Annotated in this window: 23 protein-coding genes; 21 read left to right on the forward strand and 2 right to left on the reverse strand. The window is 39.4% G+C overall.

The annotated features are described in order from the left end of the window. The first annotated feature begins 171 nt into the window (after positions 1–171). The 5 genes from hisS (at position 172) to HMPREF9243_RS04850 (ending at position 4,954) form a co-directional block, all read left to right on the forward strand. On the forward strand, positions 172–1,470 hold the full coding sequence (gene hisS, locus HMPREF9243_RS04835; protein ID WP_013669757.1) for a histidine--tRNA ligase: 1,299 nt from the start codon (positions 172–174) through the stop codon (positions 1,468–1,470). Further along, positions 1,470–3,239: an aspartate--tRNA ligase gene (gene aspS / locus HMPREF9243_RS04840; RefSeq protein WP_013669732.1), complete on the forward strand. Its 1,770-nt coding sequence runs from the start codon at positions 1,470–1,472 to the stop codon at positions 3,237–3,239. The genes hisS and aspS overlap by 1 nt, the downstream gene beginning before the upstream one ends. Positions 3,240–3,314: 75 nt before the next feature. Continuing rightward, positions 3,315–3,593 carry a hypothetical protein gene (locus HMPREF9243_RS09910; protein ID WP_049776755.1) on the forward strand — a complete coding sequence of 93 codons (279 nt, stop codon included), beginning with the start codon at positions 3,315–3,317 and terminating at the stop codon, positions 3,591–3,593. Beyond that, positions 3,590–4,339 carry a signal peptide peptidase SppA gene (sppA, locus tag HMPREF9243_RS09915; RefSeq protein ID WP_081456639.1) on the forward strand — a complete coding sequence of 250 codons (750 nt, stop codon included), beginning with the start codon at positions 3,590–3,592 and terminating at the stop codon, positions 4,337–4,339. The genes HMPREF9243_RS09910 and sppA overlap by 4 nt, the downstream gene beginning before the upstream one ends. 156 nt (positions 4,340–4,495) lie before the next feature. Then, positions 4,496–4,954: an RDD family protein gene (locus HMPREF9243_RS04850; protein WP_013669216.1), complete on the forward strand. Its 459-nt coding sequence runs from the start codon at positions 4,496–4,498 to the stop codon at positions 4,952–4,954. 144 nt (positions 4,955–5,098) lie between these two features. On the opposite strand, the gene HMPREF9243_RS04855 is transcribed toward HMPREF9243_RS04850, so the two are convergent. After that, complete coding sequence (locus tag HMPREF9243_RS04855) at positions 5,099–5,926, reverse strand: pyruvate, water dikinase regulatory protein (RefSeq protein ID WP_013668469.1); 828 nt, start codon at positions 5,924–5,926, stop codon at positions 5,099–5,101. 99 nt (positions 5,927–6,025) lie between these two features. Between HMPREF9243_RS04855 and HMPREF9243_RS04860 the strand changes: the two genes are divergently transcribed. Next, positions 6,026–6,469: a Fur family transcriptional regulator gene (locus tag HMPREF9243_RS04860; protein ID WP_013669086.1), complete on the forward strand. Its 444-nt coding sequence runs from the start codon at positions 6,026–6,028 to the stop codon at positions 6,467–6,469. A 115-nt stretch (positions 6,470–6,584) separates the two neighbouring features. On the opposite strand, the gene HMPREF9243_RS04865 is transcribed toward HMPREF9243_RS04860, so the two are convergent. Further along, a complete protein-coding gene (locus HMPREF9243_RS04865; protein WP_013669877.1) occupies positions 6,585–7,532 on the reverse strand; it encodes a 2-keto-3-deoxygluconate permease in 948 nt (315 codons plus the stop codon). 264 nt (positions 7,533–7,796) lie between these two features. Between HMPREF9243_RS04865 and HMPREF9243_RS04870 the strand changes: the two genes are divergently transcribed. The 15 genes from HMPREF9243_RS04870 to glyS all read left to right on the forward strand — a co-directional run bounded on the left by HMPREF9243_RS04870 (position 7,797) and on the right by glyS (position 21,269). Continuing rightward, entirely contained in the window at positions 7,797–8,855 is a 1,059-nt protein-coding gene (locus HMPREF9243_RS04870; RefSeq protein ID WP_013669697.1) for a BMP family protein, read from the forward strand. A gap of 13 nt (positions 8,856–8,868) precedes the next feature. Continuing rightward, a complete protein-coding gene (locus HMPREF9243_RS04875; protein ID WP_013668967.1) occupies positions 8,869–10,416 on the forward strand; it encodes an ABC transporter ATP-binding protein in 1,548 nt (515 codons plus the stop codon). Continuing rightward, a complete protein-coding gene (locus tag HMPREF9243_RS10715) occupies positions 10,409–10,678 on the forward strand; it encodes a hypothetical protein (RefSeq protein WP_231286944.1) in 270 nt (89 codons plus the stop codon). The genes HMPREF9243_RS04875 and HMPREF9243_RS10715 overlap by 8 nt, the downstream gene beginning before the upstream one ends. Before the next feature lie 5 nt (positions 10,679–10,683). Then, entirely contained in the window at positions 10,684–11,475 is a 792-nt protein-coding gene (locus tag HMPREF9243_RS04880) for an ABC transporter permease (RefSeq protein WP_231286969.1), read from the forward strand. Positions 11,476–11,478: 3 nt separating this feature from the next. Next, entirely contained in the window at positions 11,479–12,435 is a 957-nt protein-coding gene (locus HMPREF9243_RS04885) for an ABC transporter permease (protein ID WP_013669527.1), read from the forward strand. 18 nt (positions 12,436–12,453) lie between these two features. Further along, positions 12,454–13,386, forward strand: a complete 933-nt coding sequence (locus HMPREF9243_RS04890) for a nucleoside hydrolase (RefSeq protein WP_013668546.1) — start codon at positions 12,454–12,456, stop codon at positions 13,384–13,386. A 157-nt stretch (positions 13,387–13,543) separates the two neighbouring features. Further along, on the forward strand, positions 13,544–13,717 hold the full coding sequence (gene rpsU / locus HMPREF9243_RS04895; protein ID WP_013669772.1) for a 30S ribosomal protein S21: 174 nt from the start codon (positions 13,544–13,546) through the stop codon (positions 13,715–13,717). Positions 13,718–13,753: 36 nt separating this feature from the next. Continuing rightward, positions 13,754–14,197: a GatB/YqeY domain-containing protein gene (locus HMPREF9243_RS04900; RefSeq protein WP_013668809.1), complete on the forward strand. Its 444-nt coding sequence runs from the start codon at positions 13,754–13,756 to the stop codon at positions 14,195–14,197. Between the two features lie 155 nt (positions 14,198–14,352). Then, positions 14,353–15,342, forward strand: coding sequence for a PhoH family protein (locus tag HMPREF9243_RS04905; RefSeq protein ID WP_013669959.1), 990 nt, complete (start codon positions 14,353–14,355; stop codon positions 15,340–15,342). A gap of 2 nt (positions 15,343–15,344) precedes the next feature. Further along, a complete protein-coding gene (ybeY, locus tag HMPREF9243_RS04910) occupies positions 15,345–15,821 on the forward strand; it encodes an rRNA maturation RNase YbeY (RefSeq protein WP_013669602.1) in 477 nt (158 codons plus the stop codon). Beyond that, positions 15,802–16,221 carry a diacylglycerol kinase family protein gene (locus HMPREF9243_RS04915; RefSeq protein ID WP_196793316.1) on the forward strand — a complete coding sequence of 140 codons (420 nt, stop codon included), beginning with the start codon at positions 15,802–15,804 and terminating at the stop codon, positions 16,219–16,221. Before ybeY ends, HMPREF9243_RS04915 begins: the two co-directional genes overlap by 20 nt. 18 nt (positions 16,222–16,239) lie before the next feature. Then, a complete protein-coding gene (gene era / locus HMPREF9243_RS04920) occupies positions 16,240–17,151 on the forward strand; it encodes a GTPase Era (protein ID WP_013669320.1) in 912 nt (303 codons plus the stop codon). Positions 17,152–17,184: 33 nt separating this feature from the next. Next, entirely contained in the window at positions 17,185–17,952 is a 768-nt protein-coding gene (gene recO / locus HMPREF9243_RS04925) for a DNA repair protein RecO (RefSeq protein ID WP_013668680.1), read from the forward strand. A 304-nt stretch (positions 17,953–18,256) separates the two neighbouring features. Then, positions 18,257–19,183, forward strand: coding sequence for a glycine--tRNA ligase subunit alpha (gene glyQ / locus HMPREF9243_RS04930; RefSeq protein ID WP_013668579.1), 927 nt, complete (start codon positions 18,257–18,259; stop codon positions 19,181–19,183). Next, positions 19,176–21,269, forward strand: coding sequence for a glycine--tRNA ligase subunit beta (glyS, locus tag HMPREF9243_RS04935; RefSeq protein WP_013669979.1), 2,094 nt, complete (start codon positions 19,176–19,178; stop codon positions 21,267–21,269). The genes glyQ and glyS overlap by 8 nt, the downstream gene beginning before the upstream one ends. The last annotated feature ends 19 nt before the right edge of the window (positions 21,270–21,288 follow it).

Genomic DNA, 21,288 nt, shown 5'->3' on the forward strand with positions numbered 1-21,288 from the left:
TTTTAGACAACCCCTGAGGTGGATAGTGCAAAGCTATTCCGTTATCGCGCGTTAGTCGACAAGGGTAGTAAGACTACTAAACTAAGGTGGTACCACGATTGTCATCGTCCTTATTTCTGAACAGAAATAGGGACGTTTTTTATTACCACTAAATATAAAAGGAGGCAGGATATGATTCAAAAACCTAAAGGGACTGTGGATATTTTACCGGGTCAAGTTGAAATTTGGCAAGCAATTGAAAAAACAGCCCGAGATATTATGGCTAAATATCGCTTTAATGAAATTCGCACGCCCATGTTTGAATCTTATGATCTTTTTGCTCGTGGTGTAGGAGAAACAACCGACGTCGTCACTAAAGAAATGTATGATTTCTATGATAAAGGTGACCGTCATATTGCTTTGAAACCTGAAGGGACAGCACCCATTGTGCGGGCCTTTATTGAAAATAAACTGTATGGCCCTGAACACATTAAGCCTTATAAGGTCTATTACATTAGTCCCATGTTTCGTTATGAGCGTCCCCAAGGTGGCCGGCAACGTCAATTTCATCAGCTAGGGGTTGAGGTTTTTGATGGGAAAACCGCCCTTAGTGATGTGGAAACCATTGCTCTAGCTTGGGAAATTCTTGAAAGTCTTGGAGTTAAAGACTTGAAATTAGTGATTAATTCCTTAGGCGATAATGAAGCCCGTTTAAACTACCGTGAAGCCTTAATTAATTACTTAAAACCTTTTGAAGAGGAATTGAGCGAAGATTCTAAGACTCGTCTTTATCAAAATCCTTTGCGCGTGCTTGATAGTAAGGACCCCAAGGATAAGGAAATTGTTAAAGATGCGCCCAACATTCTTGATTATTTATCAGAAGCTTCTAAAGAACGTTTTGAACAAGTCCAAAGCTTATTAGCATCCCTTAATATTCCTTATCAAATTGACTCTAATATGGTTCGCGGTCTCGATTATTACCAAGATACTATTTTTGAAATTATGACTAATAGTGAAGTCTTTGGCGCGGAAACTACCATTTGTGGTGGGGGTTCATATTCCGGACTAGTGAAAGAACTTTCCGAAGGTCGTGAAGATGTGCCGGGATTCGGTTTTGCGATTGGGATGGAACGCTTGATTTTATTACTGGAAGCACAAAAATCAGATTTAGCAGTTGAAAATCCTCTCGATATCTATATGGTTACCATTGGGCAAAGCGTTGTGAGTCAAGCTTTACAAATTGTTCAAGCCTTAAGACGTCAAGGCTTAAATGTAGAATTTGACCTCAACCAACGTAAGCCTAAGAAACAATTCCGTGATGCAGACCGCCATGGTGCCGCCTATACATTAACCTTGGGCGAAAGCGAACTAGCGGAAAAAAATATTAATGTGAAGAATATGACTTCTGGTCAAGAGCGTCATTTCGCTATTGATGATGTGATTGAACACTTTGACCAGGTAAAAGAAGCAATGAAAGAAGGAAATGATTAATGAAAAGAACAAATTATTGTGGCCTCGTTTCTAATGAAATGATCGGCCAAGAAGTGACCTTAAAAGGATGGGTACAACGTCGTCGTGACTTAGGTGGAGTTATCTTTGTTGATATGCGTGACCGCGAAGGCTTTGTCCAAGTAGTATTTAATGAAGCTAACCTAGGTGACCATTTTAACCGGGCAGAAAAACTACGTTCTGAATACGTTATTGAAGTTCAAGGCCAAGTTGTCGCTCGGGCAGAAGGGGAAATTAACCCAAAAATAAAAAATGGGGATATTGAAGTGATGGCCAGTGATTTGACCATTCTCAATCGTGCTAAAACACCACCGTTCCCAGTGGAAGATACTATCGATGTTAATGAAGATAAACGGATGCAATACCGTTATATCGACTTACGCCGTCAAAGAATGCAAGATAATATCCGTTTACGGTCTCAAGTGACCCACGCCATTCGTTCATTCTTAGACCAAGATGGCTTTTTAGATATTGAAACACCTTACTTATCAAAATCAACTCCAGAAGGGGCGCGTGACTATTTAGTTCCTTCCCGGGTTCATCCAGGTGAATTCTATGCCTTACCTCAATCCCCACAATTGTTAAAACAACTTTTAATGGCTAGTGGCTTTGACCGCTATTATCAAATTGTGCGTTGTTTTAGAGATGAGGACCTGCGTGGGGACCGCCAACCTGAATTTACCCAGGTCGACTTAGAAACCAGCTTCCTGAGCCAAGAAGAAATTCGGGATATCGTCGAAAACATGTTAAAAGCAGTCATGAAACAAGTTAAAGGCCTTGACATGACAGAAGATTTCCCAGTGATTTCTTATGATGAAGCCATGAGCCGCTATGGTTCTGATAAACCTGATACTCGCTTTGGCTTAGAATTGGTTGATTTATCAGATATCGTTGATCAATATGATTTTAAGGTCTTCAATATGGCCATTGAAAATGGGGGAATTGTTAAGGGAATTAACATTAAAGGAGCTGCTGATCAATACTCAAGAAAAGATCTTGATGGCTTGACTCCTTACACTAAGCCATTTGGATCAAAAGGGATCGCTTGGATTAAAGTGACTGAAGATGGGCTAACTGGACCAATTGGTAAATTCTTTAAAGAAAAACCACAGCCATTAATGGAACGGATGAACGCTGAAGCTGGCGATATTTTAGTCTTCTCTGCTGACCAAGCCTCGGTAGTTAATGCCTCATTAGGGGAAGTTCGCATAAAATTTGGTCGCGAATTAGACTTGATGGATAATAATCAATTTAATTTCCTCTGGGTAGTTGACTGGCCTTTATTAGAATATAATGCTGATGAAAAACGCTATACTGCCATGCACCACCCCTTCACTATGCCAAACGAAGAAGACCTTGACCGTTTAGAAAGCGAACCTGAATCTGTCTATTCCCAAGCCTATGATATTGTCTTGAATGGTTATGAAATTGGTGGGGGTTCGATCCGTATTCACCAAAAAGAGGTTCAATTAGCTATGCTAAAAGCTTTAGGTTTCTCAGAGGAAAAAGCTAACCAACAATTTGGATTCTTATTAGATGCTTTGGATTATGGTTTCCCTCCTCATGGTGGTTTAGCGATTGGCTTAGACCGCTTAGTGATGCTCATAGCCGGAGAAGACAATATCCGTGAAGTGATGGCTTTTCCTAAGAATGGTCGTGCGGTGGATGTGCTCACCGATGCTCCAAGTCCTGTTTCTGACAAGCAATTGGATGAACTTAATTTAGAAGTGACTAAAATTGACCTTGACTAATCCCTGCTTGCAAGAAAATTCCTGATTAAGTAAGAAATAAATGTAACTTTTAGTCAGAGAGAAAAGGTGAGGAAAATGAATAAAAAAAGCTGGATCGTTGTCATTGTGGCCGCACTAATCCTATTCTTTGGTGTCCAAAGTGCAGCTGTACGTGAGAAAGAAGCTGATTTGGATGATGCGATCTCAAATAAATTCTTTGCTAGTGATAAAACCATCGAAGAGGGCGATAGCAATTCTCAAATTGCCGTCCTCCAGGTCAATGGGACTATCGCTGATACGGGAGATCAAAACTCTTTGTTTTCAGCTAATCAAAGTTATGATCACCAAGGAACCCTGTCTGCTATTAAAAAATAAAAGAAGATAATAAAGTTAAAGCTTTACTTCTAGAAGTTGATTCCCCAGGTGGAGCCGTTTACGAGAGTGTTGAGCTCTACCGAGCTTTAAAGGACTTGAAGGAAAGTCGCCAAATTCCTATCTACGTCAGCATGAAATCCATGGCAGCTAGCGGGGGATATATGATTTCAATGGCTGCAGATAAGATCTTTGCTGATACTGAAACGACTACTGGGTCAATTGGTGTCATTCTTTCCACTTTTAATATCAGTAAATTACTAGAGGAACATGGTATTAAACCTGAAGTCTTTAAATCGGGAGACCATAAGGACCTATTATCGATGTATAGAGACCCTAGTGATGAAGATCGGGAAATTATCAATAATATTTTAAAAGAATCCTATGATCGCTTTGTAAAAATTGTGGCCGAGGGCCGGGGAATGAATGAAGATGAAGTCCGTAAATTAGCTGACGGGCGCATTTATTCAGGCCAACAAGCCTTGGATAAGCACTTGATTGATGCCATTGGTTATCGTCAAGATGCTTTAGCGGCCTTAAAGGCTGACCACGATTTAGAGGGTAGCCGGGTTTACTTAGTAAGTACTGATGATGACCAACAACAATTTAGCAGTTTAATTCGTCGCTTTAGCCAAGCTATTCCTTTGAGTAAGTTATGGAAAGCAGATACACCAGCTAATGAAATTGAAGCGGTTAAGGAATTAACAGATCAAGCTCCACGTCCATATTATCTCTACGGAGGTGAATAAGATGTTTGGTAAAAAGAAAAAACAGATGATAAGCAAAATATTGATATTTCTGGTTTAAATGATGAACTTTACCAAGGTAGCTTAGAAAATAAATCGGTTCCAGGAGAAGGCTATAAGACCACTTGTTTTCCTAGTTATTCTGAGTCAGTTGACCAATTGCCCCGCCAGGTTTATGGAGGCTTTTGGCAACGTTTATTGGCCTATTGCTTAGATTATCTATTTATTAGAGCCTTAGTAAGTATCCTTTTAGCACTTGCTAGTCTATTTTTAAGTAGAGACTTACTTGAACAAGGCGATTTAGTGAATTTCCTAGCGGTTAATTTTATCTGGGTTTTATACTTTACCTTGTCGACTTATCTCCTTAATGGACAAAGTTTAGGTAAATTTTTCTGTCGCTTAAGGGTTGTTAAGGCTGATGAAAGTCGCTTATCATTGGGAACCTGTCTGATACGTGAAGGTTTAGGGAAAGTCATCCTGCGCCAGTTTCCAATTTTAGCCCTAGTTATTGTTTTCACGCCTAAACGCGAAAACTTTATCGACTTTTTTACCGACACACGGGTGCTTTCGCTCAGCCAAATGGACTTAATTAATTATCCGAGTCCCTCCAAAAGTTAAGTTATTGGAAGTATACCAATCATAGTGATTAGCAAGTGTGTCATTAATTCACTCCTTATGGGATTATACAAAAGAGGTTGCGATGTATCGGTCGCAACCTCTTTTCAATTTTTTTAAGTATATTTGCCTAGAAAATTTGTCACCTTATTTTTGTTGGGGCTTGAAGTTCATGAACATAAGAATGAGGGTAGCTGTTTCTTCAATGCTACGGTCGGCAACATTGATAATAGGACATTGCAGACGCTCATATACCTCATTGGCATAGGCTAGTTCTTTTTCTATGCGGTCATCGGCGCTATAAAGCCCTGATTCATCCACCCCATAGCTACGCATGCGTTCACGACGAAATTTATTTAGTACATTAATATCATTGGTGAGGCCGATTATTTTATTGGATTCAATTTTAAAAATTTCTTCAGGTAATTGTGCTTCTGGGACTAAAGGTAAATTAGCCACCTTATAACCTTGGAAGGCCAGATAGATACTTAGGGGAGTCTTACTGGTACGCGAAATGCCTAATAGAACGATATCTGCTTCCTCAAAACGGTTAGGGTAACGCCCATCATCATTTTGAACCGCAAATTCAAGGGCTTGAATACGTTTATAGTATTGGTCATTTAATTTGTGACGCTGTCCAGGCTTTTGGGTAGAAGGAGTACCAGATTCTTCACCAATCAGTTCAATAATGGGATGAAGGACGTTATAATAAAAAAGCCCATGATCTTGACAAAAGCGATCAGCGGTTTGGTGAAGGTCTTCTTTAACAAAGCTCACTACTACATGGGCTTGATTGTTTTTAGCTGCTTCCAGAACAGGGATCAGCGAGTCCTCATGAAGAATGAAAGGAAAGCTCTTTATATTGATTTCAACATCAGGAAACTGTACCATTACACTATCTAAGAGATCGGTTGTTAATTGGCCGACTGCATCAGATAGTAAATAAAAATCTTTAATTTGTTTTTCTTCAGTCATTATTACACATCCTATTTCATCCATTATGTTTTAAAACAAATTATAACATGGCCATAAAGCAATTGCATGCTATAATAAATTAAATTGGGAGGGGTCTCTATGTCTGAATTTGTAAAAAATGCTATGAACCAATTAAATGATTTAGGCTATAAGTATACGCAAAGACGGGCGGATATGTTAGCGGTTTTTGACCAAGATATTAATCATTTTAAATCAGCCAAGGATGTCCAACAAGCCATGAAAAAGGACCATCCTAATATAAGTTTTGATACAATTTACAGGAATTTGCGCTTATTTACTGATTATGATCTATTAGAAGAAAATGAAATTGATGGGGAGATGGTATTCCGTCAACATTGTGATCCTATCTTAGGCCACCACCATCACTTCGTATGTAACCACTGCGGAAAAACCGTTCCCGTTCGTTTAGGTGATTTATCCTACTATAGCCAACAGCTTCCTGGCTATGAAATTAACGGGCATAGTTTTCAACTTTTTGGGCTCTGTCCTGAATGCTTAGCTGAAAGCAAAAGGCAGTCTTAATAAAGCATAAGAAAAACTCAGTCTCTTATCAGACTCTCTGCCAGTCAAGGTAGAAAAATTGATAAGAGACTGAGTTTTTTGGTTAATTCTAGTAGTGATAGTTTTTTGGGAGACTTTAGGCTAAGGTTGTTTGATCCGTTTCTTTAGGACGATAAAGTTTGCGGGCAATAATTGGAGTAATAATCGAGCTGATAACTACCCCAAAAGCAATTTGAGCAGTAGCCGAGGCGACAAATTCTTGATAGCTTGGAATCAATGAACCAATAATAGCAGGAACGGAAACAGACATCCCAGCAATTGAAGACATAGCTAAGGAGGTGACCCCATCTTCTTTTAAAAGGTAACGTTCAACTAAGACCATGATAAGAACCATAGGAATATAGAAGAGAATGGTTAAGAGCACCCCTTGTGGCCCCGCTTTGATGGCGTCGATTAAATTAATGTTAGCCCCAAAAGCAAAGCCCATGAAGGGGAGGGTAATTGCTGCTCCTGGTGCTAGATAATCCCGCATTTTAGGGTCTAAATTGCCTAGTACCGCTCCAACGATGACGGGGATAATGGTTGAGATAATTGGTGTCCAATTGATGGCAGTGGTTTGAGAAATACTAAAAACTAACATAGGGTAAGCTGGGGTACATAACAAGCCAACTAATCCAAAGGCACTGATGTCATCCTTAGTCCCATAGTCACCTTCCAAGGCTAAGAATAAAGAAGGATTGGTGGAAGCGATAGCAGCAATATAAGCAATGGCTGATATTCCCCAAACCCCATCCATGTCAAAGAATTGAATAAACAAAAGGCCTAAAACAATATTAATGATGACCTTTACTAGGATAAGGACGCCTTCTTTTCTTAAGACCACACTTAAATGGGAGAGATCAATAGAAGCTCCCGAGCAAAGGCAAGCAAATCCGATAATGTAATTCAAACCATCGGCAGTAAAGATAGCTTGCGTAGCCCCACCAATTTCAAAAATACCGGGGGCAAAGGTGCAAAATAATGCTGATATAAGCATAGGGACTAGTAAGAGACCACCAGGAACTTTCTTCATAAAATCGTACATTGAATAACTCCTTATAGCTAATGATAAATAGGTTTAATTGCGCATTAAAGTCAATTATAAGCCTATTTTTTTAATTACAAGATAATAAAAATGAAATTTACAATTAAATAATATAAAAGCGGGTATTGATATTTATATTATGTAAAAAGCGAACTATATTAAAGATATTTAGAAATTTGTCCGTAAAAATATTGTTTTATGCTATAATCTGAGTTATACTTGTCTTGTAGTTAAAACGAACTTTTTATATTAGAGAGGTGCAAAATGTTCGGGAAAAGAGTTAAAACTTTAGTTATTGGTGCTTTAGCAGGTTTAGCGCTTGCTGGATGTCAAGGTCAAAATGCCGGTACCAGTGGATCTTCTACTAGTGACAAATCAGCTAGTGATGAATATCGTATTGCCATGGTTACTGATGGAAATGGGATAGATGACCGCTCCTTCAACCAGTCAGCTTGGGAAGGAATGGAGAAATGGGCCAAGGATCATGGCTTTTCTGAAAATGCACGTTCATTTTATCAATCACATTCAGAAGCAGATTTCATTCCTAACTTATCGACTGCAACAGCTGATAATTATAATATCGTATTTTGTATTGGATCTTTTATGGTTGAGCCTATTCAAAAAATAGCAGAAAACAATCCTGACCAACACTACGGCTTAGTCGATGGACAAGTTGACCTGCCTAATGTGGTTTCCTTATCCTTTAAAGATAACGAATCGGCTTATTTAGCTGGTGTCGCCGCTGCAAAATCAACTAAGAAAGATAAAGTTGGATTTATTGGCGGTATGAAAATTCCAGGCATTGAACGCTTTGAAGCTGGTTTTAAACAAGGGGTAAAGGATACTAAGCCTGAAGTTGAAGTTGACGTCCAATATGCGGATTCCTTTGGGGATGCTGCCCGTGGTCAACAAATTTCTTCTTCAATGTATCAAAACGGCATTGATATTATCTTTACAGCTGCAGGACAAACCGGGAATGGTGCCTTTACTGAAACCCGCAATCGCTTGGAAAATGGGGAAAAGGGCCTTTGGATTATTGGTTGTGACCGTGACCAATCGAGTGAAGGAGAATGGTCTCAAGGTAACTTTACCCTTGCTTCTACCTTAAAACTCATCGGCACGACTATCGCAAAAGTTACTGACCAATCCATGTCAGGAGACTTCCCTGGTGGGCAAAGTCAATTTAATGGTGTTAAAGAAGGTGCAGTTGACTTAGTGGATACTAACTTAGATGATGAAGCTAAGGCAGCCGTTAATGAAGCGCGTGAGGGCATCAAGAGCGATAAAATTACCGTACCTGAAAAGCTTGCTGATTTAAAATAGAAGGATGAATATCGTGTCAAAACAGAATTTAGCATTAGAAATTAAAGATATCAGTAAAAAATTTGGCGATTTTACTGCAAATGATCATATTTCCTTTAATGTTAAGCAAGGTGAAATTCATGCTTTATTGGGCGAAAATGGGGCAGGAAAATCAACCTTGATGAATATTTTGACAGGTTTGTTGACCCCAACTAGTGGTGAGATTCTTATCAACCAAGAACAGGTGACCATTAGCTCACCAGCAGTTGCCTATGAAAAGGGAATCGGCATGGTTCACCAACACTTCATGCTTATTGATGATTTTACTGTGACTGAAAATATTATGCTGGGTGCTGAACTCACCCAGCATGGATTTTTAAAGAAAGATGATAGTGAAAAAATTGTCAGTGAGCTCAGTGAGAACTATGATTTAAAAGTTGACCCTAAAGCGAAAATTAAAGACATCTCTGTAGGTATGCAGCAAAGAGTAGAAATATTAAAATTACTCTATCGAGATGTTGATATTCTGATATTAGATGAACCGACTGGTGTCTTAACCCCGCAAGAAATCACTGAATTGATAAAAACTTTGCGGCATTTAGCGGCTAAAGGAAAAGCAATTATTCTTATTTCTCATAAGTTAAGTGAAATCAAGGCTGCAGCTGACCGTTGCACCATTATTCGTCGTGGTAAAAAAATTGCCACCGTTGATGTGGACGAGGTCAGTGAACAAGAACTCGCCGATATGATGGTAGGTCGTAAGGTGCAAATCCATGTAAATAAAGAAGCTTCCCAGCTAGGTAATGAAGTCCTAAAGATAAAAGATCTAGTCCTAGAAAAACGTCATCAACCGATCCTAAGAGGGATCAATTTAAACTTATTTGCGGGTGAAATACTAGGAATCGCTGGTATTGATGGTAATGGTCAAAGTGAATTGATCGATGTTTTAACCGGATTAAGCCAAGCGAATCTGGGACATATTTATTTAGATGGAGAAGAAATTACCCATGATAGTACTCGCCAGATCGCTGAAAAGGGGATGGGACATATTCCTGAAGACCGCCATAAACGCGGCTTAATCTTAGCAATGCCTATTTCTGATAACTTTATTTTACGTAATTACTATCAAAAACCCTTTAGTAAAAATTTGTTTATGCGCTCTGATGTGATTGAAAATAACGCTAAAGAGCTAGTCAATAAGTACCATATTGCTATTCCTAATATTTCGGCAAAGGCTAGTCAGTTATCTGGAGGAAACCAACAGAAAATTGTTATTGCCCGTGAACTTGAAAACCACCCCAAAGTCTTGATTGCTGCTCAGCCTACTCGAGGATTAGATATTGGCGCAGTTGAAGAGGTTCATGAAAGGTTATTGGAAGAGAGAGGTAAAGGGAAGGCTATTCTCTTAGTCAGCCAAGAATTGGATGAGTTGATGTCTTTATCTGATCGTATTGCTGTTATTCACCAAGGACAAATTACCGGTATTGTGGACAGCCAGGAGACTAATGAAACCGAATTAGGTTTATTGATGGCAGGAGAATCAATTGACAAATTAGAAAAAGTAGGTGAAAACGGTGAATAATAGTAAAAAGATGTCCTATGCCTTAATTATTTCCTTGTTATCGATTGTTCTAGGATTTTTTGTTGGGGCCTTAATTATGCTGTTTTTCGGTTACAATCCTATCCTTGCTTACCAAGCGATGATCGGAAAAGTGATCACTGGCCCTTATTTCTTAGGAGAGGCTTTTCGTGAAGCGACTGTTTTAACTTTTACCGGTTTATCATTTGCTCTAGCTGCTAAGGCTAATTTTTTAACATTGGTATTCCAGGTCAGTACTTACTAGGTTGGATTGCTTCCGTTTGGTTTGCCTTAGCTAACCCTGATTTACCCCGAATAGCCCTAGTCCCACTATGCTTTCTAGTAGGGGCTTTAGCCGGAGGTTTTTGGGGATGTTTAGTAGGCGCTTTCAAAGCTTGGCGTGGCAGTAATGAAGTAATTACTACCATTATGCTGAATTATATTGCCCTGTATCTTACTAACTGGATTATCAGAGGTCCTTTGGGAAGCCAATTGAAAACGCCAGAAATGACTGAAAATGCTAGTTTATCTTTAAAATGGCTCAGTGAATTAAGTAATGGCTCACGGTTAAATCTAGGAATATTTATTGCATTTGTTTTTATGGCTTTATATCACTTATATATAAATAAAACTATAAAAGGGTTTGAGACCCGGTCGATTGGCCTAAATCCGGAAGCCAGTCGTTACGCCGGAATGTCAATTAAAGAAAATATTATCTTAACCATGACTTTATCTGGCCTATGTGCAGGTGTTGGTGGTGTGATTACTGGCTTAGGAACTTTTCAAGGGATAACGATTCAAGGAACACTTCCTAGTGAAGGGTTTAATGGTATTGCTGTTGCTCTGTTAGGAATGAATCATCCACTAGGCATTTTTCTATCCGCTTTACTTTTTGGCATTCTAAATGTGGGATCACGTTTTATGCCCAATAGTGCAGGGGTTCCTGATGAAATGGCCCAAGTGGTCATCGCATGTATAATCTTTTTTGTCGGGACAGCCTACATTATTGATTGGGCAAAAAATAAGTTGCAAACCCTTAAACAAGCCAAGGGAAAGGAGTAGAAAATGTCACTAATTGATATGCTACAATTATTAGTTTCTAATGCTTTGTTATACGCAGCCCCTTTAATCTTGACAGCCATTGGTGGCACTTTTTCTGAGAGATCCGGTGTAGTGAACATTGGTTTAGAGGGGATTATGGTCATTGGTGCTTTTTCTGGCGCCTTAGCGAATTTCTTCCTAGCCCCTCAATTTGGCTCCTGGTCCCCCTGGATTTCCTTAATCATCGCAGGATTATTTGGCCTGATTTATTCTGCTCTCCATGCAGTAGCGACTATTCATTTGCGCGCTGACCACACCATATCAGGAACGGTGTTAAATCTGGCTGCTCCAGCCTTAACGGTCTTTTTATGCCGGGCGCTTACAGGGTCAGCACAAACCGGACCTTTGGCTGTTCCTTTTATCAATCGAACGCTTACATTTCTCAGTAAAATCCCCCTAATCGGACCGATTCTTTTTGTGAATACTCCCCCAGTTGCCTGGTTTAGTTTTTTTCTCGCACTTATCGCTTGGCTAGCCTTATTTAAGACACGCTTTGGCCTACGCTTACGTTCAGTAGGGGAGTCTCCTCTAACCGCTGAAAGCTTAGGGATAAATGTTTACGCGATGAAGTATGCTGGAGTTTTGATTTCAGGTTTTCTGGGAGGCATCGGTGGTGCCATTCAGTCTCAGGCAATTGCTAATGAGTTTGCTGTGACGACCATTTCTGGTCAAGGTTATATGGCTTTAGCAGCCATGATTTTTGGACATTGGCATCCGATTGGTGCGACTCTCTCAGCGGTATTTTTTGGACTTGCCCAAGCTCTAGGCTATGCAAGTAACTATATTCCGGGACTATCAGGAATTCCAGACCTTTGGTTGCAAATATTACCTTATTTAATTACCTTAGTGACAGTCGTTTTCTTTATAGGTAAATCGGTTGGTCCTAAAGCCAATGGAGTAACCTATGTAAAGAGTAAATAAATGAAAAGGAGGATATTCATGCGACAAATATATTTTAATCACGACGGTGCAGTTGATGATTTAGTAGCATTATTTTTATTAAGTCAGGCTAAAGATATTGAAATCCTGGGTGTGGGTGTGGTTCCAGGTGATTGCTATTTAGAACCTGCTTTATCTGCTTCTGAAAAGATTCTGAACCGTTTTGCACCAGGTAAAGCAATCAAAATCGCTCCCTCAGTGGCTCGACCTAAGAATCCTTTTCCTAAGGAATGGCGTGAACATGCCTTTACTGTAGATGCCTTACCTGTTTTAAATGAATATGAAATCAGTCAAAAATTAATAGTTGATCAAGCTGCCCACCTGCAACTGGTTGATATTCTTAAATCAGCTGACCAAGCCATTGATCTTGTCTTTACAGGTCCTTTGTCTGACTTAGCCCTAGCCCTAGATACTGATTCAAGTATCGCGGCTAAAATTAACAAACTATATTGGATGGGCGGCGCCTTTCAAGCAAAGGGTAATGTCCTCGAACCTGAACATGATGGTTCAGCAGAATGGAATGCTTTTTGGGATCCAGAGGCAGTCGAACGGGTATTTCAAGAAGAATTTCCTATTGATATCGTTGCCTTAGAAAGTACCGAAAAAGTGCCTCTAACAATACCAGTACGTCAGGCATGGGCTAAAGAACGGAAAAATTTAGGAATTGATTTTCTGGGTAACTGCTATGCCTTAGTACCGCCATTAGTTCACCAAGTCTCAAATTCGACTTATTATCTTTGGGATGTGTTGACAGCCATTTCCTATATTGATCCTTCATTGACAAAGAAGCATGCTTTAAAGGCCAAGGTTGCTACCAAGGGGATTAATCAAGGGCAGACCTATGAGGACGAAAATGGTCGTTTAGTCGATGTGGTTTATGATGTCAAACATGCGGAATTTTTCCAAACAATTTTTAATTTAGCTTGGCAATAATTAATAAAGTTAATTTTTTATGCCAATAACTTAGCTTTTGACCCATACTTTAATTAAAGTTAAGATTGACTGACTTTCGATTATTCGTTATAATCAACTTTGTACATTTCCTAAAGTGGAGGAAATGGTAAGGATGAAACGAGGGGAGGTATATACCATGTCAAAGACTGTAGTTCGTAAAAACGAATCTATTGATGACGCTCTTCGTCGCTTTAAACGCTCGGTTTCAAAATCCGGCACCTTACGTGAAGCACGCAAACGTGAATATTATGAAAAACCATCAGTTTGCCGTAAGAAGAAATCGGAAGCTGCTCGTAAACGTAAATTCTAATCGTGCATAACCTAAAGGACAGATTGGAGGCGCCTCATGGCAAAAATTGATCAATTAAATCAAGATATGAAAGAAGCCATGAAAGCTAAAGATAAATTCCGTTTATCCGTTATTCGCATGTTAAAGGGCGCTTTACAAAAAGCCGAAATTGACAAAGAAGAAGCGTTAACGGATGATGAAGAACTAAGCATCCTATCTAGAGAATTGAAACAAAGAAAAGATTCTGTGAATGAATTTCATGAAGCTGGAAGAGATGACTTAGCTGACCAAACCGCAAAAGAAATAGAAATCGTTGAAAACTACCTACCAAAACAACTTTCTGAAGAAGAAATTACCCAAGCGGTTAAGGAAGTTATTGATCAAGTAGGTGCCAGTTCAATGAAAGACTTCGGAAAAGTTATGGGAACAGCCGTAGCTAAACTGAAAGGTCAAGCGGATGGTAATCAAATTCAAAAAATAGCAAAATCCTTGCTATCATAGAAGTATAGGGGAGTTGGAGCGTTGATCCAACTCCTTTTTATATGGTCAAGGCGCTTTTAATTCTTCTACTGAATGAAAGGCAGAAGTTTTGTTTCATTATTCGATTTTTTAAACGCCTTTTGCTATACTAATCTTATCAATTAAAAGGGGGCAGATTGCTTTTGACACAGTCACTGACTACTAAGACCATTCAATTAAAGGATCCAGCGACAGCTCTAACTTTATATGGAATCCATGATCGGCATTTGCGTTTGATCGAAGAATCCTATACTTTACAAATCAATGCTCGTGGTGATAAATTAGAACTCATTGGCGCTAGTGATACGATTGAAACAGTAGCAGAAATTATTCAATCTCTTGAAGTATTGATCAATAAGGGCAAAACGATTGGAGAACGTGACATTATTACAGCCACCAAAATGGCTAATAATGGTCAACTCGATACTTTTATTGACTTATATGACCAGGCAATTGGGAAGAGCTATGATGGCAAGATTATCCAACCTAAAACTTTTGGGCAAAAACAATATATTGATGCTATTAAGGCTAACCCACTAACATTTGGTATCGGACCTGCCGGAACGGGAAAAACCTTTTTAGCAGTAGTTATGGCCGTTTCTGCCTTAAAAAAGGGCCAGGTCAAACGTATTATACTCACTCGCCCTGCGGTTGAAGCTGGCGAGAGTTTGGGTTTCCTACCAGGGGATTTAAAAGAAAAAGTTGATCCTTACCTGAGACCTATCTATGATGCCCTATATACTATCTATGGTGCCGACCATACTGAACGATTGTTGGAGCGAGGGGTCATTGAAATAGCTCCCTTAGCTTATATGCGAGGTAGGACCTTGGATGATGCTTTTGTGATTTTAGACGAAGCACAAAACACGACTAAGGCGCAAATGAAAATGTTTTTGACCCGCTTAGGTTTCGGATCAAAAATGATTGTCAACGGAGATAAAACTCAAATCGATCTCCCCAGGGGAATAAAGTCAGGACTGACTGATGCCGAAAACATTATCAAGGGTGTTGATAACATCCGCTTTGTCTACTTTGATACCGATGATGTCGTCAGACACCCAGTGGTTTCAGCAATTATTAAAGCCTATGATAAAGAAGCTGAGCAAAGGAAACATGGAGGTGAATAGGCATGTTATCTGTCTTATTCAAGGATAAAACAGGAGAACTAAGCGAAAATCAAGTTAATATTATATTAGGGGTCTTAGATGCAGCAGCAAAACGACTTGAGCTGAATCGAGAAACGGAAATGTCTGCGACTATTGTTCATGATGACGAAATCCACGCCATTAACCGGGATTACCGTGGTAAAGACCGGCCAACGGACGTGATTAGTTTTGCCATCAACGATGAGAGCGAAGGCGATAGTCCTATCACTGAGTGGCCTGAAGATTTGCCTTATGAATTAGGAGATTTGATTATTTCTTTAGACACGGCTAAACGTCAGGCAGAGGAATATAACCATTCATTAGAACGTGAGCTAGGTTTCCTAGCTTGTCATGGCTTTTTGCATTTGAACGGTTATGACCATATCGAGCCAGAAGATGAAAAAGTAATGTTTGGCCTACAAAGAGAGATTTTGGATGCCTATGGACTCAAAAGAGAATAAAGAGCTAAAGGAAGACTATAAGAATAAGCGCTTCAAAAACCGGTCTTTTATTCGGTCACTCGGCTTTGCTAGTGAAGGAATCGTATTCACTTTTAAACATGAACGTAATTTTCGATTTCAAACTGCTTCACTGTTTTTAGTGGTTTGTTTAGCACTCTGGCTCAAAATTAAACCCTTAGAATTTATCATTTTGCTTTTTTGTTGTCTTATGGTTATGGCTTGTGAAATGATTAATACTTGTTTTGAATGGATGGTCGATTTAACCACAAACTACCAATATCATCCGATTGCAAAACATATTAAGGATGTGGCTGCTGGTTTAGTCTTGCTCACATCTATTTTTTCGGTAATGATTGGTATAATTATTTTCACGCCTTATCTATTAGCACTTCTCTTTTAAATTTAGAAAGGACTACTTGTGTTCAATCCAAATAATTATCATTCAGGCTTTGTAGCCATTGTAGGACGTCCCAACGTGGGGAAATCGACCCTACTTAACCATATTATTGGCCAAAAAGTAGCCATTATGAGTGACAAGGCCCAGACTACCCGCAACAAAATCCATGCCATTTATACCACCGATGAGGTTCAAATTGTCTTTATCGATACCCCAGGAATTCACAAACCTAAGCATGAATTAGGGGAATACATGGTTAAAAGTGCCTATTCTGCATTGGATGAGGTTGAAGTCATTTTAATGCTGGTCAATTCCACTGAAAAAATTGGTCCAGGTGACCGTTTCATTATGGAAAAAATTGCTGCTTACAATACGCCAAAGATCTTAGCAGTGAATAAAACCGACCAATTAGACAAGGAAGACTTGGCGGCTTATTTAGAAAGTATTCCTAATAAGGATATCTTTGATCAAATTATTCCCTTATCTGCTTTAACAGGGGATAATGTGGACCAATTGCTCAAGGAATTAACTAAGGAAATGCCACTTGGTCCGCAATATTACCCTGAAGATCAAGTCACTGACCACCCTGAATATTTTGTTGTCAGTGAAATGATTCGGGAACAAATTTTGCAATTAACCCGTGAAGAGATCCCCCATTCGGTGGCGGTAACCGTCGACAAGATGCAAAAAGATGAGTATGATAAGGTCCATGTTTATGCCAATATTATTGTTGAGCGTAAGAGCCAAAAGGGCATTATTATTGGAAAAAATGGTTCAATGATTAAGAGAATTGGATCCAATGCCCGTCGTGAGATAGAGACCATGCTCGGTTCTAAAGCCTTTCTGGAATTATGGGTAAAAGTCCAACCCCATTGGCGTGATAAACGTAATCTACTCAATGACTTTGGCTACCGCCCAAAAACCGATTACTAATAAACTTTAAGAGTAGCTAGAAAGAGTGAGAATATGACCATCAATCAAGCAACTTTTCCGGGGATTGTTCTCTACCAAAGGCCCTATAAGGAAAAAGATTTGCTGGTTAAGATTTTTACTCAACCCTATGGCAAGCGCATGTTTTTTGTTCGTAATATTCATAAACCTAACAATGTGTTGAAGCAACCTAGCTTTGCCTTTGTTAGGGCGGAATATATTGGCACGATCAATGACCGGGGCTTTTCCTTTCTTAAAGAGGTCAAGTCGATGACTTTTCCCAAGCATACCATGAGTGATTTAGAAGCGATGGCTTATGCCAGCTATCTTTGCCATTTAGTTGACGCCTCTATGCCGGATAGAGAAGTCGACCAGGTACTTTTTACTCAACTTGAACAAGCCTTAGATAAGATTGAGACAGGTTTTAATCCCGCCATTATTTCTAATATTTTAGAAGTTCAACTCTTGGCTAAATTTGGGGTCATGCCCCAATTGCATGCCTGTCAAATCTGCCAAGAGGACCAGGGGATTTTTGATTTTTCCGTTATTTTTGATGGGCTATTGTGCCAAAAGCATTTCGATAGGGATCCTAGAAGACTCCATTGGCCGGCTCGAGCAGCACATTTCGTTAAGCTGTTCAGTCAAATTAACTTTGCTAACCTACAAAGTATTCAGTTAAATAGTCAAAGTCAAGCCATGATTCGACGAGCAATCGATGATTTATATGATGAATATGTGGGCTTGCACCTGAAAAGCAAAAGCTTTATCGATAAGTTGGCGAATTTTTCCAATCCGCTTGACTAGCTTAGAAGTCGTGAAGTATTATAAGTATGATAATATACTAATGTGATAACTAGTAAGGAGTACAAGTCTTCTATCTGCAAAGTGAGCCTTGATAGTGAGAAAAGGCCAGATAAAGCTTGGAAGGGCGTACTAGAGCATTATTAAAAAAGAGCTAGCCTGAGCTAGAAGTAGGGTGGAACCGCGAAACCATCGTCCCTATGTATACCTTTTTGTATACATAGGGTTTTTCTTTGCTAGCAAAAAACCAGCAATTAGTCTATTGTCAATTTCAGATTTGAAATAAAAATGAGAGTGAGGAAGTCAGATGACAACTACTGCCAAAACCGTTCAGGAAATGATTCTTGCCTTGCATCAATTCTGGTCTAATCAAGGCTGTTTAGTGTTAAATGCCTATGATACCGAAAAAGGTGCCGGGACCATGAGTCCATATACTTTCTTAAGAGCCATTGGACCAGAACCTTGGAATGCCTGTTATGTAGAACCTTCACGGCGTCCAGATGATGGACGTTATGGTCAAAACCCTAACCGTCTTTACCAACACCATCAATATCAAGTGGTCATGAAGCCGAATCCAGACAATATTCAAGAATTATATATTGAAAGTCTAAAAAGCCTAGGAATAAATCCTCTGGAACATGATATTCGTTTTGTTGAAGATAACTGGGAAAACCCATCAATGGGTTGTGCTGGTTTAGGCTGGGAAGTTTGGTTAGATGGGATGGAAATCACTCAATTTACTTATTTCCAACAAGTGGGTGGCTTAGATTGTTATCCGACCACTTCTGAGCTCACTTATGGGATTGAAAGACTGGCTTCTTATCTACAAGGGGTGGATTCCGTCTATGATTTGGAATGGTCTCGGGGAGTAAAATACGGAGAAATCTTTAAACAACCTGAATTTGAACATTCGACTTATTCCTTTGAAAAGGCGAATACACAGATGTTATTTAATAATTTTGACGCCTATGAAAGAGAGGCCAATCAACAGATCGATAACGGCCTAGTTCACCCGGCCTACGACTATATCCTTAAATGTTCACATACCTTTAATTTGTTGGATGCCCGGGGCGTTGTGTCAGTGACCGACCGTGCGGCTTACTTGGCTCGGGTTCGCCATATGGCAAGACGGGTAGCACGTCTAATGGTTGAAAAACGTAAAGAATTAGGTTTTCCCTTATTATCGCGCGAAGAAGCCGAGAGCTATTTGAAGGAGGACGGTAAGCATGAATAATCACAGCTATTTAATTGAAATTGGCTTAGAAGAAATGCCAGCCCAATATGTTCGTAGCATCAGTGAGCAATTTCAAGAACGGGTTGAAAACTTTCTTGATGAAAATCGTTTAAGCTATGGATCGATTGAAACTTTTGCTACACCAAGACGTTTTGCGGTTTTAGTAAAAGAGTTGGCTGACCGCCAAAGTACCTTTGAAGAAGAAGCTAAGGGTCCGGCCAAAAGAATTGCCCAAGATGAAGCTGGGAACTGGACCAAAGCTGCTATGGGATTTGCTCGGGGTAAGGGGCTTACTATTGATGATATCTATTTTAAAGAATTGAAAGGCGAAGACTATGCCTACCTTACCGTACGGTCTGAAGGGCTCAATGTTGTAGAGGTATTAGCAGATATTAAAAATTGTGTCAGTGAGATGAACTTTCCGGTCTCCATGCATTGGGATTCTCACGAATTCCGCTACATCCGTCCGGTTCATTGGATTGTATCCCTATTAGATAAAGAGGTTATTCCTTTCAATGTCCTAGCGGTTGAAGCTGGCAATCTTTCTCGCGGTCATCGTTTTCTCCATAATGAAAGTGTTGAAATCAGTCATGCTAGTCTTTATGAAGAAAGCCTGGAAAAAGCAGCTGTCATTGTTGATCAAGATAAGAGAAAACAAATGATTAAGGAACAAATTGAAGCCCTTGCCAAAGAAAATAATTATCAGGTGCCACTTGATCAAGATCTACTCGAAGAAGTGACCCAAATTGTTGAATATCCAACGGCTTTTGTAGGGGATTTTGATGAAAAATACTTATCTCTTCCAGCCCCTGTCTTGATTACAAGTATGCGGGAACACCAACGCTATTTTGCGGTGGAAGACCAAGAAGGTAAGTTATTGCCTCATTTCATAGCTTTAAGAAATGGTAACCATGACCATATTGAAACCGTTAAAAATGGGAACGAAAAGGTGCTAGTAGCTCGTTTAGAGGATGCCATGTTCTTTTTAGAAGAAGACCAAAAGCATACTATTGATGATTTCGCTCAAAAGCTAACCGATGTGACTTTCCATGCGGAGATCGGTTCGATGAAACAAAAAATGGAAAGAACCGGAAAAATTGCTCACTATCTCTATGAAAACTGGGCCATGCATGAAGTCTTTGCCGGGCAATTAGCCACTGACTTTACTCAAGAAATCGATCGTACCTCAGCAATCTATAAATTTGACCTGGTGACTCAAATCGTGGATGAATTTAGTGAATTGCAAGGGATTATTGGGGAAATTTATGCTAAAAAAGCGGGAGAAGATCCACAAGTAGCCACTGCAATCCGTGAACACTATTTACCAAGTGGTAACGCGAGTGAACTTCCCCAAAGCCCACTAGGCTTACTATTCGCTATTAGTGATAAATTAGAATCAATTATTTCCTTCTTTGCTATTGGAAAAATTCCTTCTGGTTCGAACGACCCCTTTGCCTTAAGACGGCAAATGATTGGAATTTTAGCAATTTTAGAAGCTGAACACTTACCTTTAGAATGGCATCAAGCCTTGAAAGATATCTTTGACCAGGTTTATGATTTTGACCAAAATAAGCAAGTCGAATTGAGTCAGGCCATTATCCAATTCTTATCTGACCGGCTTAAGAATAACCTGGCTGACAAGGAAATTCGCTTTGATATTTCTCAAGCTGCTAGGGAAGCTAAATATATCGATGTATTAACCATTATCCAATCTGCTGAATTATTAAATGCTCACAAAGAAGACGAAGACTATAAAGATAATGTCGAAGCATGGCAACGGATCAATAATATTATCCTCAAAGTTAGCCAAGAAGAGGTTGAACTTCCCCTCGTAAACGAAGATTTATTTGAAAGCAATTCGGAAAGTGATCTCTACCAAGCGGTGTCGGATTTAAGACTAGATGAAGGAGTAGAAGAAGCTTATGAGGAAATTACCGCTTTAACGCCAATAATTACTCAATTCTTTGAAGATAACATGGTCTTTACCGATAACCAAGACATCCGCAACAACCGCTTAGCACTCCTAAGCCTAATTGACCAAGCGATCACAAAGCATTATAATGTCCAAGCCTTACAAGCTAAGTAATAATATAAAAAATTTGAAA

The organism is Aerococcus sp. Group 1 (genome assembly GCF_000193205.1).
In the GTDB taxonomy this organism is placed as follows: Bacteria; Bacillota; Bacilli; order Lactobacillales; family Aerococcaceae; genus Aerococcus; species Aerococcus urinae_A.